The 15,516-nt window shown below is 47.6% G+C and carries 13 protein-coding genes; 7 read left to right on the top strand and 6 right to left on the bottom strand.

The window, feature by feature from the left end; translation table 11 throughout:
- The first annotated feature begins 216 nt into the window (after positions 1-216).
- The 5 genes from Q1B11_RS10280 (at position 217) to parC (ending at position 5,415) form a co-directional block, all read left to right on the top strand.
- Complete coding sequence (locus Q1B11_RS10280) at positions 217-495, top strand: hypothetical protein (RefSeq protein WP_067515777.1); 279 nt, start codon at positions 217-219, stop codon at positions 493-495.
- 205 nt (positions 496-700) lie between these two features.
- On the top strand, positions 701-1,984 hold the full coding sequence (locus Q1B11_RS10275) for a UbiH/UbiF/VisC/COQ6 family ubiquinone biosynthesis hydroxylase (RefSeq protein WP_299731718.1): 1,284 nt from the start codon (positions 701-703) through the stop codon (positions 1,982-1,984).
- 105 nt (positions 1,985-2,089) lie between these two features.
- Positions 2,090-2,296, top strand: a complete 207-nt coding sequence (locus tag Q1B11_RS10270) for a hypothetical protein (protein ID WP_157673441.1) — start codon at positions 2,090-2,092, stop codon at positions 2,294-2,296.
- 88 nt (positions 2,297-2,384) lie between these two features.
- The gene (locus Q1B11_RS10265) at positions 2,385-3,089 is read left to right on the top strand and encodes an endonuclease (RefSeq protein ID WP_299731712.1); all 705 of its coding nucleotides are present in this window, start codon (positions 2,385-2,387) and stop codon (positions 3,087-3,089) included.
- A 70-nt stretch (positions 3,090-3,159) separates the two neighbouring features.
- Positions 3,160-5,415 (top strand): DNA topoisomerase IV subunit A, encoded by a 2,256-nt coding sequence (gene parC, locus Q1B11_RS10260; protein ID WP_299731709.1) that lies wholly within the window; start codon positions 3,160-3,162, stop codon positions 5,413-5,415.
- 83 nt (positions 5,416-5,498) lie between these two features.
- Here parC and Q1B11_RS10255 read toward each other — a convergent pair whose 3' ends face one another.
- The 5 genes from Q1B11_RS10255 to trxA all read right to left on the bottom strand — a co-directional run bounded on the left by Q1B11_RS10255 (position 5,499) and on the right by trxA (position 10,857).
- Positions 5,499-6,146, bottom strand: coding sequence for a TetR/AcrR family transcriptional regulator (locus Q1B11_RS10255; RefSeq protein WP_299731706.1), 648 nt, complete (start codon positions 6,144-6,146; stop codon positions 5,499-5,501).
- Between the two features lie 176 nt (positions 6,147-6,322).
- Complete coding sequence (locus Q1B11_RS10250; RefSeq protein WP_299731703.1) at positions 6,323-7,063, bottom strand: NAD(P)H-flavin reductase; 741 nt, start codon at positions 7,061-7,063, stop codon at positions 6,323-6,325.
- Positions 7,064-7,122: 59 nt separating this feature from the next.
- On the bottom strand, positions 7,123-8,589 hold the full coding sequence (ubiD, locus tag Q1B11_RS10245) for a 4-hydroxy-3-polyprenylbenzoate decarboxylase (RefSeq protein WP_299731700.1): 1,467 nt from the start codon (positions 8,587-8,589) through the stop codon (positions 7,123-7,125).
- A gap of 341 nt (positions 8,590-8,930) precedes the next feature.
- Positions 8,931-10,190 (bottom strand): transcription termination factor Rho, encoded by a 1,260-nt coding sequence (gene rho, locus Q1B11_RS10240; RefSeq protein WP_067515785.1) that lies wholly within the window; start codon positions 10,188-10,190, stop codon positions 8,931-8,933.
- A 343-nt stretch (positions 10,191-10,533) separates the two neighbouring features.
- On the bottom strand, positions 10,534-10,857 hold the full coding sequence (trxA, locus tag Q1B11_RS10235) for a thioredoxin TrxA (protein ID WP_067515786.1): 324 nt from the start codon (positions 10,855-10,857) through the stop codon (positions 10,534-10,536).
- 634 nt (positions 10,858-11,491) lie between these two features.
- On the opposite strand from trxA, the gene ppx reads away from it, so the two are divergent.
- Positions 11,492-12,997 (top strand): exopolyphosphatase, encoded by a 1,506-nt coding sequence (ppx, locus tag Q1B11_RS10230; protein WP_299731691.1) that lies wholly within the window; start codon positions 11,492-11,494, stop codon positions 12,995-12,997.
- Here ppx and Q1B11_RS10225 read toward each other — a convergent pair.
- Positions 12,992-14,851 (bottom strand): Na/Pi symporter, encoded by a 1,860-nt coding sequence (locus tag Q1B11_RS10225; protein WP_299731688.1) that lies wholly within the window; start codon positions 14,849-14,851, stop codon positions 12,992-12,994. The two genes, ppx and Q1B11_RS10225, sit on opposite strands and share 6 nt — an antisense overlap.
- A gap of 237 nt (positions 14,852-15,088) precedes the next feature.
- Between Q1B11_RS10225 and Q1B11_RS10220 the strand changes: the two genes are divergently transcribed.
- The gene (locus Q1B11_RS10220) at positions 15,089-15,511 is read left to right on the top strand and encodes an H-NS family nucleoid-associated regulatory protein (protein WP_299731685.1); all 423 of its coding nucleotides are present in this window, start codon (positions 15,089-15,091) and stop codon (positions 15,509-15,511) included.
- The last annotated feature ends 5 nt before the right edge of the window (positions 15,512-15,516 follow it).

The following is a 15,516-nucleotide window of genomic DNA, read 5'->3' as shown; positions in this document are numbered from 1 at the left end:
TGTGCGGGCTGTGTTTTTCTACCTCCTCTGTACATCTTGCAGCTGTGAGGCTTCAGGAAAGAGCGGGAATTGCTGGTGACTTGATGAGCAGAACTCTCTATCTTCCATTACCTTGTCTTCAATCATGAACGCTCCAGAGCTTTCATCTATCTGCACTCCATTGTATAAATGATGTAGAGAGTACATTGAGCAGGAGGCTCACTGGAGTTTTCAGGTATGAAAATCAACCCATCATCACGACCACATTTGGATCACGATCACAGTAATGAAGATAAGCTTCAGAAAGGTGATGGTTTTGAAAAACCTCAAAAGCCTTATATAGACCGCTCAGGTTCTGAAAAAGGGCAAAATATACCTCTGGATAAGCGCAAAACCCGCCGAAAGGGCGATCGCAGAAATAAGAAAATCTCCGATCGTAAAACCCAAGAGCTGGACGAAGCCTTTGATGAAGAGTGGGATGACGATATTGATGATGAGGAAGACGATCTTCCGTAATCACTACCAGAGGTTGTCGCAAAAGCCCTGGTTCCCATGCGGAGCATGGGAACGAGATGAGCGAGATATTTAGCGTTTTGCGACAACCTCTACCAGACAGTCCCCAACCATTCAGTATTTGACTATTTACCTTCCCGGTGAAAAGATCCCGCAGACTATTCGAATTCCAACCTCATCACTAAACGGAGTGGGCTCCAGGCTCTCTATGTCCAGTATCAATAATTGTGAAGCGCACTTTGATGTCCTGATTGTCGGCGCTGGCATGGTGGGCACAGCTATCGCCTGCGGGCTAGGCAGCAACGGCATTCGGGTTGCTCTTTTTGATCAGTCAGAACCGGCGCCTTTACCAGCAGATAGCCTACCTGAGCTAAGAGTTTCTGCACTCAGCTCAGCCTCAGAAAACATTCTAAAAAACCTTGGTGCCTGGGCACATATGGAAACCATGCGGATGACGCCTTATCATCGTATGGCCGTATGGGAAAAACTGCACACGCCCTGGGGAAAAGAAATCGCCTCAAGGGCGAACCAGGTCGTGTTTGATGCAGCAGAGATCGGGCATGAACAGCTAGGGTACATTGTTGAAAACCGAGTCACTCAGCTGGGGCTATTGGACGCAGCAAAAGCCTGTTCAGAGATTTCATTATTCTGCCCTGTCATCATAGACAGCATGCAGTTTTCTGAGGAAAAGCCGCAACTTGTATTGTCTGACGGCCGCCGCTTTTCTGGTGATCTATTGATTGGCGCTGATGGTGCTAACTCCAAAGTTCGACAATCCGCCGGACTGGGCGTTGAGCAACGGGATTATGAACAGCAATGCTTCGTTGCTACGGTGGAAATTTCGGGCGGTTGTCAGGACATCACCTGGCAGGCTTTCACACCAACGGGGCCTGAAGCCTTTCTGCCACTTCCCGATGTAAACGGCAAAAGCTATGCATCTATTGTCTGGTATCACCAGCCGGAAAAAGTTCAGGAATTGCTGAACCTTTCGGATGAGGATTTTTTAACAACATTATCAGATACTTTTCCGGTAGAACTTCCAGAAATACGTAAAGTCTGCGAACGCAGTGCCTTTCCCATCGCCCGCCGACACGCTCATCGTTATTACCAGCATGGCGTCGTTTTGGCTGGCGACGCAGCACATACCATCAATCCGCTGGCCGGGCAGGGTGTCAACCTAGGCTTTCAAGATGCAGCCTGGCTCATTGAGATTCTGATCAATGCCTGGCAAGCCAAAGAAGATCTAGGCAGCCAGGTTGTTCTTCAGCGTTATGAAAATGCTCGCAGAAAAGAGAATGCCCTCATGATGAATGTTATGGATGGCTTTTATCACAGCTTTAGTAACCAGAGTCGTCCATTACAGTTACTCAGAAATGCGGGCTTGACCATTGCTGGAAAATTATCACCCGCGGTGAACCAAGTGATGAAATATGCCATGGGTTTATCAGGCAAGCAGCCGCCTCTGGCAAGTGAGAGCAGACACAACACATAAACACCCATGAGCGATATCCGAAGCCAACTGCGTTAAACACTGATGCCGTTTTGTAGCTCCCAGGCATAAGATGAATAAGTGATTAATGCAGCTTGGGAGCAAACAATGAAAACGATGATCTCAACCGGCTTTCGGCTGACAGCCATGGCCTCTCTGGGCTTCTGGTGGGCATGGTTTTTTGCAGGTGCCGCTTATTATTTCACCATTGAACAGGTTTCTCTCTGGGAATCACTGACATCCGGAGCCGGAATTGGCCTGATGATGATGGTTGCCGGTATGTTCAGCGCTGCGATTTCTGATTCCCTCCTTTAAACAACACTTGTATTCTATTCCTTCAGGGCGGCGCCTTTAGCGCTTCGTCGCCTCTTCCTCTGTCTCAAAAATAAAGCCTGTGCCTTCCATGTTTTTTCTAAATACACGACGATTACCTATTATTTTTCTGGCATTCCTGCCTGCACTGGTTTTTGCCAGTGTGCCCAGCAGCTTTTCCAGCGCAAAACGAGTCGCAGCCAAAATATACGACAAGAACTTAACCAGTTTTTACTGTGGCTGCCCCATCAAAAAACAGGGCAAAAAGCTCGTGCCCGATCTGGAAGCCTGCGGCTATTCAATTCGCAAACAGCCCACTCGAGCCAATCGGATAGAGTGGGAGCATGTGGTGCCTGCCTGGGCTTTTGGTCATCAGCGTCAATGTTGGCAAAAAGGTGGAAGAAAAAACTGCACAAAAAACGACCGATCGTTTCGGGCAATGGAAGCCGATCTGCATAACCTTGTGCCTGCTGTGGGCGAGGTGAATGGAGACCGATCTAACTATCGTTTTGGTATGTTGAATAACCCACCCACTTACTACGGCCAGTGTGATTTCCATGTGGACTTTAAAGCTCGCATGGCTCAGCCCCCGGAAAAGCAACGGGGTAGCATTGCACGTACCTACCTTTATATGTCGGATCAGTACAAATTCAAGCTCAGCGACAAAGAGCGAAAACTGTTTGAAGCCTGGAACAGAATGTACCCGGTTACGAGCTGGGAATCCGAAAGAAATCGTAAAATCAGCGATGTTCAGGGCTGGGGAAATCCCTATGTAGAAAACAACCGGGGCGGCTGAACTTTCAGAGCTCTGCAGTTACTTGCTATCATGCCCTATTTACTGGCATTTCCCGGATACAGGTTTGAGCATGACGGAGCAGATCATAATTGGCGACGACGGGGTTGAGCGTCAGTCCCTGAGAGCATATACAGAGAATGCGTACCTGAATTACTCAATGTACGTCATTCTCGACCGGGCGCTCCCACATATTGGAGACGGCCTTAAGCCGGTTCAACGCCGTATTGTTTATGCCATGAGTGAGCTTGGCCTGAAAAATACCGCCAAGTTCAAAAAGTCTGCCCGTACTGTAGGTGACGTGCTGGGTAAGTTTCACCCTCACGGTGACAGCGCCTGTTACGAAGCCATGGTGCTGATGGCTCAGCCTTTTTCTTATCGTTATCCTTTGGTGGATGGCCAAGGCAACTGGGGCTCTCCCGACGATCCGAAATCCTTCGCAGCCATGCGTTATACCGAGTCCCGCCTGACTCGTTATGCCGATACACTGCTCGGCGAGCTGGGTCAGGGAACTGTAGACTGGGTTCCAAACTTTGACGGTACTCTGGATGAACCCTCCATTCTGCCGGCACGCCTGCCAAACCTGCTACTCAATGGTACGACGGGGATTGCGGTGGGTATGGCTACTGACATTCCACCACACAATCTTCGGGAAGTGGCCAACGCCTGTATTCACCTTCTCGAACACCCAAAAGCCACTGTCGCTGATCTCTGTGAACATATTCAAGGCCCGGATTTTCCAACAGAAGCCGAGCTGATTACCCCCCGCGCTGACCTGATCAAAATGTATGAGAATGGCAAAGGTTCTCTGCGGATGCGCGCGGTTTACCAGAGCGAAGGCGGAGATATTGTGGTTACTGCATTGCCCCATCAGGCGTCCGGTGCAAAAGTGCTTGAGCAGATTGCCGCGCAAATGCAAGCCAAGAAACTGCCCATGGTGGCGGATCTCCGGGACGAATCTGACCACGAAAACCCAACCCGCCTGGTTATCGTGCCAAAATCTAACCGGGTGGATACCGAAAGTTTGATGAATCACCTGTTCGCTACCACTGATCTGGAAAAGACTTACCGGGTCAATATGAACATGATTGGCGTCGATGGTCGTCCACAGGTGAAATCTCTGGACAACATGCTGAGCGAATGGCTGAGCTGGCGTAGTGAAACGGTCCGTCGTCGTTTGCAGCATCGTCTGGATAAAGTGCTCAGTCGTCTGCACATCCTCGAAGGTCTGATGATTGCCTTCCTGAACATTGATGAAATCATTGAAATTATTCGCTCAGAAGACAAACCCAAGCCTGTTCTGATGGAGCGCTTTGGGCTCTCTGATATTCAGGCCGAAGCCATTCTCGATTTGAAACTGCGTCATCTGGCCAAGCTAGAAGAAGTTAAAATTCGAGGGGAGCAGGACGAGTTGGAAAAAGAACGTGATTCTCTTGAGCTAATCTTAAGTTCTGAAAAACGTCTTAAGACGCTTATCAAAAAAGAATTGAAAGCAGACGTTAAAGAATTCGGAGATGATCGGCGCTCACCCATTGTTGTCCGCACTGAAGCTCAGGCTCTCTCTCAGACTGATCTAATGGTTTCTGAAGCCGTAACGGTTGTGCTCTCCAACAAAGGCTGGGTACGTTGTGCAAAAGGGCATGATGTTGATCCGTTGTCGCTCAACTACAAATCTGGCGACGGATATCGTTTATCTGCGAAAGGAAAGAGTAATCAGACCACTGTCTTTCTTGACTCGACCGGTCGCGCTTATTCGCTGCCGACCCATAATCTCCCCTCCGCCCGAGGACAAGGAGAGCCATTAACAGGGCGGATTAACCCTCCGTCTGGAGCCACCTTTGAAGGTGCGTGCATTGGTGATGCCAATGATTGTTACTTGATCGCCAGTGACGCTGGTTATGGGTTTATCACCCAGTTCTCTGACATGGTCAGTAAAAACAAAGCCGGTAAAGTGCTGCTGAACCTGCCGAAGAACGCACAGGTGATTGAGCCGATATCAGTCAAAGGTAGTGACCCATTGTTGGCAGCCATCACTAACGAAGGGCGTATGCTGCTATTCCCACTGAAGGATCTGCCGAAGCTTGGGCGCGGAAAAGGCAACAAGATTATCAGTATTCCTTCTGCAAGAGCGGCAGAGCGTGTTGAACTGATGAGTCAGATCACCCTTCTCAATGAAGGTGATGCCCTGACGCTTTATGCTGGCAAGCGGCATGTCACCTTGAAACCTTCAGATCTTGAACATTACAGTGGAGAAAGAGGACGTCGGGGCAACAAATTGCCCAGAGGCTTCCAGAAGGTGGACAAGCTTGAAGTGGTATCTGCAGGGTAACCTGCAGTGCTTTCAAAAATCACGGCTAAGTAAGCCTTCCAAGGCTTACTTACTAGTGTGCGGTAACGTGATCAATAACCCTTTCAAATATCCAAACCCACACCAACAAGAATAATCTGACAAACACTGTCGGTATAAGACTCGATATCCTGCTCACTTAATGTTTCTTTTCCTAATACGAAAGCAACCTGCGCACTGTAATCCGCATAGTACTGAGTTGTCGCCCATATGGAAAATAGCAGATGAACCGGATCAACAGATTTCATTTTCCCCTGAGCAATCCACCCCCGAATGACTTCTGACTTTTCCTGAATCCAATCATTGAATGGATGCATGTGCTCTTTCAGATGTTGAGCACCATGAAGTATTTCACTACTGAATATTCTGGATGCCTTGGAGTGAGCAACCACATATTTCATTTTTGCATGTATAAATTTTCGAAAGGCGGTGCCGGGCTCATCTTCCGGGTCCAGCCCACTGAACACCGACTGCCAGAGCTCCATTATGTGACTGAGAACAGCACTATAAAGTTCAATCTTACTGTTAAAGTAATAGTGAACATTGGCCTTTGGCAGACCCGCCCGATGGGCAATATCCCGAATAGATGCCCCTTTATAACCGCTGGCAACAAATTCCTCTTCCGCCGCCTCAAGAATCACCTGAATGTTCTTTTGTCTAACCCGACTATTTTTAAATCCTTCCTGATCTTTTTTTGGGGGTGCTGGTTGCATGTTAAATACCGTACCTTGTATTGATCACACTCGGGTCTGAATATAGACAAGGGACGGGCTTTTTCCATGAGAATAGCAAATGAATAAATACGACAGAATTCTACTTTGTAGTTCTGTCGTATTTTCTTAAGAAGAAAAATGGAGGAAAAATGGAGAATGCTGTGCCTCAGAAATGATTAAGCTCTTGGTGCGTATTCAAAGACATCCGAGTGGAAAGCTGAGGAATCAAAGCCTTCTTCCACCAAAGCGTCATAAGTGGCATAAACCATTTGAGGAGAGCCGCTGATGAATACTTCACTGCCATTCAAATGATCTTTGTCGTCTATTACCGCTTCAAACAGCAAACCCTGGCGGCCCTTCCAACTATCTTTTTCATTGGCATCGCTCACCACCGGGTGGTAGTGCACACGACTGGAAGACCACTGTACTGGCAGACTAGGCATATAAAAGCCTTCTGGCGATCGGGCACCCCAATAGAAATGAATATCTCTTTCTTGCCCGGATAACAGCACAAATTCAATCATGCTTTTCATTTGCGCAAAGCCAGTGCCTGCAGCGATAAAAACCAGAGGACGGTTTGGTATTGTGTCCAGACAACACTGACCTTTTGCCATGATGACCTGAACGTTGCCACTTCCCAGCGCACTGAACAGTTTTTCTGAATTGGGTTTGCCGGGAAGTTTCTGGATATGCAACTCCAGTGTCTTCTGTTGCGGCACAGGTGCACTGGCAATCGAAAAAGCCATCGCATCGCCATCTACTACGATTTCAAGATACTGGCCGGCTTTGTAATCAGGGACAAAACCTGCTTCTGCTGTCAGAATGACGCGATACACGTCTTCAGTCAGTAGCTGAAGCTCTGTTACCAGGAACGTCTGTGACGTGCTTTTATTCTGAGTGCCTTGATTAGTTGTCATGAATATCCCTACCTCTAAATTTGGATAACAGTCCGCTCTCGTACAATACGCGGATGCTGCTAATCAATACCCAGTTCATCCCAAATATCATCTATCCGCTGCCGAATAGAGTCACTCATGGCTATTGCCGTCCCCCATTCCCGGGATGTTTCGCCCTGCCACTTATTGGTGGCATCAAACCCCACTTTTGAACCAAGCCCCGCAACCGGTGATGCAAAATCCAGATAGTCGATGGGCGTATTCTCTATAAATACCGAGTCCCGTTTCGGATCCATTCGGGTGGTCATGGCCCATATTACATCATTCCAGTCTCGGGCGTTGACATCATCATCGGTCACAATCACGAACTTTGTATACATAAACTGCCGTAAGAATGACCAGACACCCAACATTACCCGCTTGGCATGACCGGGGTATTCTTTGCGCATGGTGACCACTGCCATGCGATAGGAGCAACCTTCCGGAGGAAGATAAAAATCGACAATTTCCGGGAACTGCTTTTTCAGAATAGGGACAAAGATTTCGTTAAACGCCAACCCGAGAATGGCAGGCTCATCCGGCGGACGACCAGTGTAGGTGCTGTGATAGATCGGATCGCGGCGATGAGTAACGCACTCCACGGTAAACACCGGGAATGACTCTACTTCGTTGTAGTAACCTGTATGGTCACCGTAAGGGCCTTCATCCGCCATCTCGCCGGGATAGATAAAACCTTCCAGCACAATCTCGGCACTGGCTGGTACCTGAAGATCATTAATCCGGCTTTTGATCAGTTCCGTTTTACTGCCTCGCAGAAGACCTGCAAAGGCGTATTCTGAGAGTGTGTCTGGTATCGGCGTTACTGCACCCAGAATCGTTGCAGGGTCAGCACCAAGAGCGACAGAGACAGGAAAAGGTTCACCAGGGTGCTTTTGCTGCCAATCCCGGAAATCCAACGCACCGCCTCTATGGGACAGCCAGCGCATGATTAATTTATTTTTGCCCAATAATTGCTGACGATAAATCCCCAAATTCTGCCGGTCTTTCTCCGGCCCTTTGGTAATGACCAGAGGCCAGGTGATTAAAGGGGCTGCATCTCCCGGCCAACATGTTTGGATAGGAATCTTGGTCAGATCCACCTCATCGCCCTGCAAAATCACTTCCTGACAGGGTGCGGATTTCACAACTTTTGGTCCCATATTCAACACCTGCTTGAAGATGGGGAGCTTTTCCATGGCGTCTCTAAAGCCTTTAGGTGGCTCAGGTTCTTTCAGGTAAGCCAGTAACTCACCGACTTCGCGCAGGGCGCTGATATCGGTTTGCCCCATGCCCATGGCTACCCGTTTCTGGGTGCCAAACAGGTTGCCCAGCACAGGCATGTCAAAGCCTTTCGGGTTTTCAAACAGCAGAGCAGGGCCGCCTTTTTTCAGGGTTCGATCGCAGATTTCTGTCATTTCCAGAACCGGATCCACTTCCCGAGTGATTCGTTTGAGCTCACCCTGCTTTTCCAGCTGCTTTATGAAATCCCGGAGATCCTTATATTTCATAGTGACTTCTTCTTTATTATCAGGACGGCTTTACGAAAAATAGTGAGAGGCATTGAAAGGGAATTTGGAGGGAATTACCACTCAAGATTGCCAGAATGTGGTTCGCAGCAATTTAGGAGGCTGACCGGGAATAGCGCCCGTAGCGAGGACGGTAGAAAATTGAGGATAGAAACTCTGATTTGTGAAGTGAATAGCGGTGCTATTTGCTGAACAAAACAGAGTTTTTAGACCAATTTACTGCCGCCGCACGACTGCATGGATGCAGGAGCTAGAGCAATGCAGGAGCAGTTGCCGCGTAGGGCAACCTATTCTCGGTCAGCCTCCTAGAGCAGTGGCAGAAATTACTTCCGCTTCATGGACTGGAAGAACTCTTCGTTGGTCTTCGTATGCTTCATGCGATCCAACAAGAATTCAATCGCTTGAATTTCATCCATTGGGTGCAGAATTTTGCGAAGAATCCACATACGCTGCAGCTCTTCTTCTGAAGTCAGCAGATCTTCACGGCGAGTACCAGACTTGTTGATACCGATGGCCGGGAACACACGCTTCTCAGAAGCACGACGATCAAGGTGCAGTTCCATGTTACCGGTACCCTTGAACTCTTCGAAGATAACTTCGTCCATTTTGGAGCCGGTATCCACCAGAGCAGTAGCCAGAATGGTCAGGCTGCCGCCTTCTTCAATGTTACGTGCGGCACCGAAGAAACGCTTTGGACGTTCCAGCGCATGAGCATCCACACCACCGGTAAGAACCTTGCCAGAAGATGGGATAACGGTGTTGTAAGCACGAGCCAGACGGGTGATGGAATCCAGCAGGATAACCACGTCTTTTTTGTGCTCAACCAATCGCTTGGCTTTCTCCAGCACCATCTCTGCCACCTGAACGTGACGTGATGGAGGCTCATCGAAGGTAGAAGCCACCACTTCGCCACGGACGGAGCGGGACATTTCTGTCACTTCCTCAGGGCGTTCATCAATCAGTAGAACGATGAGGTGGCACTCTGGGTTATTGCGGGCAATATTAGCTGCAATGTTCTGTAGCATTAACGTTTTACCGGCTTTTGGCGGCGAAACGATGAGGCCACGCTGACCTTTACCAATAGGTGCAACAAGGTCAATGATACGGGCAGTCAAATCTTCAGTGGCACCGTTGCCCATTTCCATCATCATTCGATCTTGTGGAAACAGAGGCGTAAGGTTTTCAAAAAGGATTTTATTACGGGCATTTTCAGGCTGGTCAAAGTTAATTTCATTAACTTTCAACAGGGCAAAATAACGCTCACCTTCTTTTGGCGGACGAATTTTTCCTGAAATGGTATCGCCTGTTCGCAGATTGAATCGGCGAATTTGGCTGGGAGATACGTAAATATCGTCTGGGCCAGCAAGATAGGAACTATCCGCAGAGCGCAGGAAGCCAAAGCCATCCTGGAGAATTTCCAGAACGCCATCGCCATAGATATCTTCACCACTGCGAGCATGGCGTTTAAGTATCGTAAAAATTACGTCCTGCTTCCTGGAACGGGCAAGGTTTTCGAGACCCATTTCATTCGCTATAGCCAGAAGTTCAGGAACAGACTTTTTCTTCAGTTCGGTAAGATGCATAACCAGTAGTTTTGCGAATGTTAAATTGAATGGAAATTGGCCGTTGTTTGCAGGAAGGTCAGAAAGTGTATGACTTATTATGATAAGGGACAGCTAAAATTAAGACCCTGCGAGTGTTTATAACGGCTGCCCTGTCTGGGCCAGATTCCTGATTGGTCAGTTAATCCCTGACAGCCCTTTGCTCTTTAAATATAACAGTAACAGTCTATATCCTTTTCTGCAAAATAATCAAGAATTAAGAATTCGTCAACTGAATTGATTTAAAAAACTTAGAATAAACGTTCAATTTGAAACCAATTAAAAGAGGCTATGGGTTTGACCGTAGCCTCACAAGTGCCAGCAATCAGAGGTTGCTGTCGAGGAATGCAGTCAGCTGAGACTTGGACAGCGCGCCCACTTTAGTGGCTTCAACATTTCCGCCTTTGAAAAGCATCAAGGTTGGAATACCACGAACACCGTATTTCGGTGGCGTCAGCTCATTCTCATCGATATTCAGTTTGCAGATGGTCAGTTTACCATCGAAGTCCTGAGCGATTTCATCCAGAACCGGTGCAATCATTTTGCAAGGTCCACACCACTCAGCCCAATAGTCAACCAGCACCGGACCTTCCGCCTTCAGAACTACTTCATCGAAGGAGTCATCTGTCACTTTGACAATTTCGCTCATGGAATGGATCTCCTAACCATTGTACTTGTAAGTACTTAATAGTGTTTAAAATATAGTCAACCAGCTATGAAGCGAAGACTGGCAAGCATGCCAGCCTGAGGCTGGGTATAGCCACCCCAAGACTGATATATTATGCCTTAATGATGGGGTTTTGTGTGTTTTTTTCAATAGCGCTACACAAAACCGCTTTGAGACCGGCAGAAAATCCTAACCCGGATATTTCATAAACCGCCCCGAATCTCGCGCTGGCATTTGTCGTACTAAGGGATTTTGCGATGGAGCGCCGTACCGGGGAGTACGGTCGACTGAGTAAAACTCCCTTAGTGCGGCAAAGGACAAGTGAGAGCGGGAGCATGTTTATGAAATGTTCGGGCTAAGCCACACAGGCTTAAAATCCCCTCTTTTTTGCCTGAATTACGCCCTTACTGACATGAGTTTGAAATGTGGTCTTTAATTCCCAACTGCCGGCCGATAATATTGGCAACAATTCTCATGAAATGAAGGCGTTAGCTTTACTCAGCTACAGATAAAGATGCAGCTCCCATGACGTCGACACAACCCACTCTGTACCGTTCGAAGCCACCGGCTACGGAGCACTTAACCAGAGACAACCTAACCAGAGACAAGAAGTATCATGATGCAACAAGAGCATGAACAACAAGGCTCAACGCCTCTGGTAGCAGCCATCGATCTGGGTTCTAACAGCTTCCACCTTATCGTTGCCCGGGTTGATCAGGGCGAAATCCGTCCCGTTGAAAGACTGGGAGAAAAAGTGCAGCTGGCAGCGGGGCTTAACGCCAAAAATGAAATTTCCTCTGAGGCAATGGAGCGTGGCTTCAAGTGCCTTGAGCAGTTTGCCCAGTACCTCACAGGCTTTACTTTTCAAGCCATTCGCGTTGTTGGCACCAATGCACTAAGAAAGGCCAGCAACAGCGATATTTTTGTACAGAAAGCCCAGGAAATTCTTGGCTACCCTGTTGAAATTATTGCCGGCAGAGAAGAAGCCCGGCTGATTTATCTGGGTGTTGCACATACCCAGGCGGACGATAACGAACGTCGTCTGGTCATGGATATAGGCGGTGGCAGCACAGAGTTCATCATCGGTGAGCGTTTTGAACCAAAGCTGTTAGAAAGCCTGCACATGGGTTGTGTTGTCTTTACAGATCGCTTCTTCGGCTCAGGCGAGATCAACTCTCAGCGTTTTCAGTCCGCATACTATGCTGCCCGACTGGAGCTCCTGAATATCGAGCAGGCGTATTCCAAAATGGGCTGGGTGGACGCCATTGGCTCTTCCGGCTCAGTTCGTGCGGTGAGCAGCATTTTGCAAGCCATGGGTGAGAGCGAAGTCATTACCCGTGAAAGCCTTGAGAAGCTGAAGAAGCAGGTACTGAAATTCAGTCACCTCAAACGGGTTCGCTTTCCCGGACTGAAACCCGATCGTCAGGCAATTTTTCCAGCGGGATTGGCTATTCTCATGGCAGGGTTCGACGCGCTTAATATTGAGCGTATGCGCTATTCAGAAGGCGCCCTCCGGGAAGGCGTATTGCACGATATGCTTGGCCGGGATCATCACGAAGATGTACGACAGCGAACCATCAAAGCGTTGATGAATCGCTATCATGTCAATACGCAGCACGCTTCCAGAGTCAAAGCGCACGCACAAACTTGCTTTGCTATGGTTGCTGATCACTGGGGATTAAACGACGACGATCTTGAGTTACTGATTTGGGCATCCAAGGTTTGTCAGATCGGTCTGGATATTTCACACACCCAATACCATCGCCACGGCGCATACCTGATTGATCACTCAGATCTAATGGGCTTTAACAAAGAAGAGCAGTGCCAACTGGCCATACTGGTTTGCGGCCATAGACGCTCTATCCCCAAGTCGCTGATGTCTAACTGGCCAAAAGAAACTGCGAAAAAACTTATGCGTTTGTTGATTCTGCTGCGAATTGCCAATGTCATGAGTTTGGGAAGAGACGATACGCTACCGGAGTATTCTATTCAGGCCTCAGACTCTACCGTTTCTCTCTTTTTTCCAGATGACTGGATTGAACAACACCCATTGACCGTTGCTAACTTTGAATCCGAACGAAACTACCTTTACAGAGCGGGTTGGAAACTCACGGTTTCATAAAGCGGTATTTTCCGGGCCGCTTCTTTCTGTTCCGGTTTTTTCTCCCCCAAAGCGGGAGTCAAAGTTCAGGTCAATTTCCCGGTATTCTTCACGATCCCGAGTCAGCATGATCACTGCACCATCAATCAGGTTGGTGCAGGCGTCATGGACGTGGGCGCTGTCATTAAGCAGAGAGCTGGCCATGAACGAATCCACCTGGCTGGAGCGGATCAATTCATTCAACGTCGTATGCATTTGCTCATCCTGCTCCCTGAGTTCACGCTTCAACTGCTCGGCATGCTGACGGATGTGATCATAGTTACGGCGAACCCCCAGTAAATCCACTAATTTCAATACAGACGCAAGACATAGGCGTAACTGGTTGTATTGATGACGAATCTGCTCATTATCGGAATGCAGATACTGCCCCATATTTTTGTAGATATGCTTTACATGCTTAATCGCCTGAACGAAATCTCGACAGGCAACTTTTAGCGCAAATAACTCCTGAACCTGTTGCCTCGGCATATTCCCTTCGATCTCTCCGGAATAGCGGATGATGTCCGCATAAATACCTTTAATATGCCGTATGTATAGTTCTTTAATCGTCCACGGCTGCTCTTCTTTGACCCAGTTATCAACCATTTCTTCCAGGTTATCTGTTGCCCTTAATCGGTCGCCGGTCAAATAGATTCCGTAGCAGATTAGCTCAAAGGTATTGCGATAAAGATGCGCACATTCCCGGGTCATAGCCCGTAACGCTGTATCGGGGTAACTCAATGTTGCGGGTGTTAAATAACGGGCGCGATTGATTTTAGAGCTATCAGTATTCGCCAGATTTAAATGGCCTTGCCCTGCCGGATCGACAAATAAGGTCTCCAACCAACGAACCAGGATGTTAATAAAAGGCAGCTGAACGCAAATACCCACAACATTAAACAGGCTATGGAACAAGGCGAGTTTAAGGGTGTAGTTATCACCATCAATCTGGACAAGCTCTGCGATGACATCAACCGCCGTCTTCAATTGTGAGAGCAAAGCTATCGCCAATACCGCAGTAATCACATTAAACACAATATGCGCTACAGCAAGCCTTTTGCCTGAGGCATTTGCACCCATAGCGCCCAGAACGGCAGTAATTGTTGTACCTATATTTGAGCCTATCGCCAGAGCTAACGCATTATCGTAGGTCAACTGTCCTACGGCTAATGCTGAAAAAGTTAGTACCATCGTTGCATTAGTGGACTGCATAATCACCGTGGCCAATAACCCAAATAAGGTATAAACCATCACCCCCTGAAATCCTTCCAGGGCATAGTTACTGAAATCCATCACATCCTGAAAAGCTTCAAACCCTAGCTTCATATAATGGATACCAAAAAACAGCAACCCAATGCCCAGAGCCACAAAGCCGATGCCATGGAGGTTTTTCTCTTTTTGAGATCTGAGAATTAAACCAAATACCAGCATCGGCATGGCATAGGTCAGTAAGTTCAGTTTCAGCCCATAAACAGCAACTAGCCAGGCACCTGCCGTGCTGCCAAGGTTCGCCCCAAAAACAATGCCAACACCAGCGCCAAGACCAATTAAGCCTGCACTCAAAAAGGAAATAATAATGACTGATACTAAAGAACTGGATTGCAGAACGGCTGTCGTTGTAATACCAAATGTCAGGCTTTTCCACAGCCGGTTGGTGGTTTTCTTCAGTAATGATTCCAGAAAACCACCAGTGAACACCTTAAACCCGCGCTCCAGATACACCATTCCCAACAGGAAAATCACAATGCCAGCAGAGATTATCTGAAACTCAGGACTAACCCAGAAACCATAAGCCAGAAGGAGAAGAACTGTTGGTAAAAATAAACGTCCAAGCATATCGTTATTCAACTATTTATTCTGAAATTATTCTGAAAATGGCCTGAAAAAACGTGTAATGAAGAACGGCTGAAATACTCAGAGCGCCGGCTATAACCGTTGTTATCGGCTCTCAATCCTTGCCAATTAAACAAAATGGATTATTTTTAGTGCTATCAAAACGATTTCAGGGGAACGTCGGCTTAAAGCTGATAACCCCGATTTAACACACCCACATTCTTCAACTGAGGATTCAATGTGAAGTTACTTGATGAGTTACATCACCGACTTAGTAGTAAGACTCGAATTCGTTCACTGTTTAAAGAAGCCAGCGTTCAGGATCTTGAAAAGATTCTGGCTCGTTTAAATGAGGTGTACACAGAAAAGCTACAATCCCGTGAACAGGAGGATTTGGAGCGACAAAGAAAAAAAGATGACATCACTGCTATTCAGAAAAAAATGTCCGACTTGGGGCTGACGCTTTCCGATTTGGATGTTCTTTCAGATACAACCATTTCCAGTAAACGTCGTCGTACATCTAAGAAATACATCTTTCAATACGAAAACGCCAAAGGCGATACTGTATCCTGGGAAGGATCTTCTACTGGTCGTCTACCAAAAGAGTTTCAAGAGTATCTGGAAAAATATCAAAAGAAACGTGCAGAGTGCATCGTCGAGTAACTGGT

It is taken from the genome of uncultured Endozoicomonas sp. (assembly GCF_947495845.1).
Classification (GTDB): domain Bacteria; phylum Pseudomonadota; class Gammaproteobacteria; order Pseudomonadales; family Endozoicomonadaceae; genus Endozoicomonas.
Note: the sequence above shows the minus strand (reverse complement) of the source record. Positions and strands in the feature narration are given on the sequence as shown.

What these genes read in the sequence shown, in the direction of transcription:
- ppx (WP_299731691.1), top strand. Translation starts at nt 11,492, where the DNA reads ATGATGCAACAAGAGCATGAACAACAAGGCTCAACGCCTCTGGTAGCA.
- trxA (WP_067515786.1), bottom strand. Translation starts at nt 10,857, where the DNA reads ATGAGCGAAATTGTCAAAGTGACAGATGACTCCTTCGATGAAGTAGTT.
- Q1B11_RS10255 (WP_299731706.1), bottom strand. Translation starts at nt 6,146, where the DNA reads ATGCAACCAGCACCCCCAAAAAAAGATCAGGAAGGATTTAAAAATAGT.
- Q1B11_RS10265 (WP_299731712.1), top strand. Translation starts at nt 2,385, where the DNA reads ATGTTTTTTCTAAATACACGACGATTACCTATTATTTTTCTGGCATTC.
- Q1B11_RS10225 (WP_299731688.1), bottom strand. Translation starts at nt 14,851, where the DNA reads ATGCTTGGACGTTTATTTTTACCAACAGTTCTTCTCCTTCTGGCTTAT.
- Q1B11_RS10270 (WP_157673441.1), top strand. Translation starts at nt 2,090, where the DNA reads ATGAAAACGATGATCTCAACCGGCTTTCGGCTGACAGCCATGGCCTCT.
- Q1B11_RS10275 (WP_299731718.1), top strand. Translation starts at nt 701, where the DNA reads ATGTCCAGTATCAATAATTGTGAAGCGCACTTTGATGTCCTGATTGTC.
- ubiD (WP_299731700.1), bottom strand. Translation starts at nt 8,589, where the DNA reads ATGAAATATAAGGATCTCCGGGATTTCATAAAGCAGCTGGAAAAGCAG.
- Q1B11_RS10280 (WP_067515777.1), top strand. Translation starts at nt 217, where the DNA reads ATGAAAATCAACCCATCATCACGACCACATTTGGATCACGATCACAGT.
- Q1B11_RS10250 (WP_299731703.1), bottom strand. Translation starts at nt 7,063, where the DNA reads ATGACAACTAATCAAGGCACTCAGAATAAAAGCACGTCACAGACGTTC.
- parC (WP_299731709.1), top strand. Translation starts at nt 3,160, where the DNA reads ATGACGGAGCAGATCATAATTGGCGACGACGGGGTTGAGCGTCAGTCC.
- rho (WP_067515785.1), bottom strand. Translation starts at nt 10,190, where the DNA reads ATGCATCTTACCGAACTGAAGAAAAAGTCTGTTCCTGAACTTCTGGCT.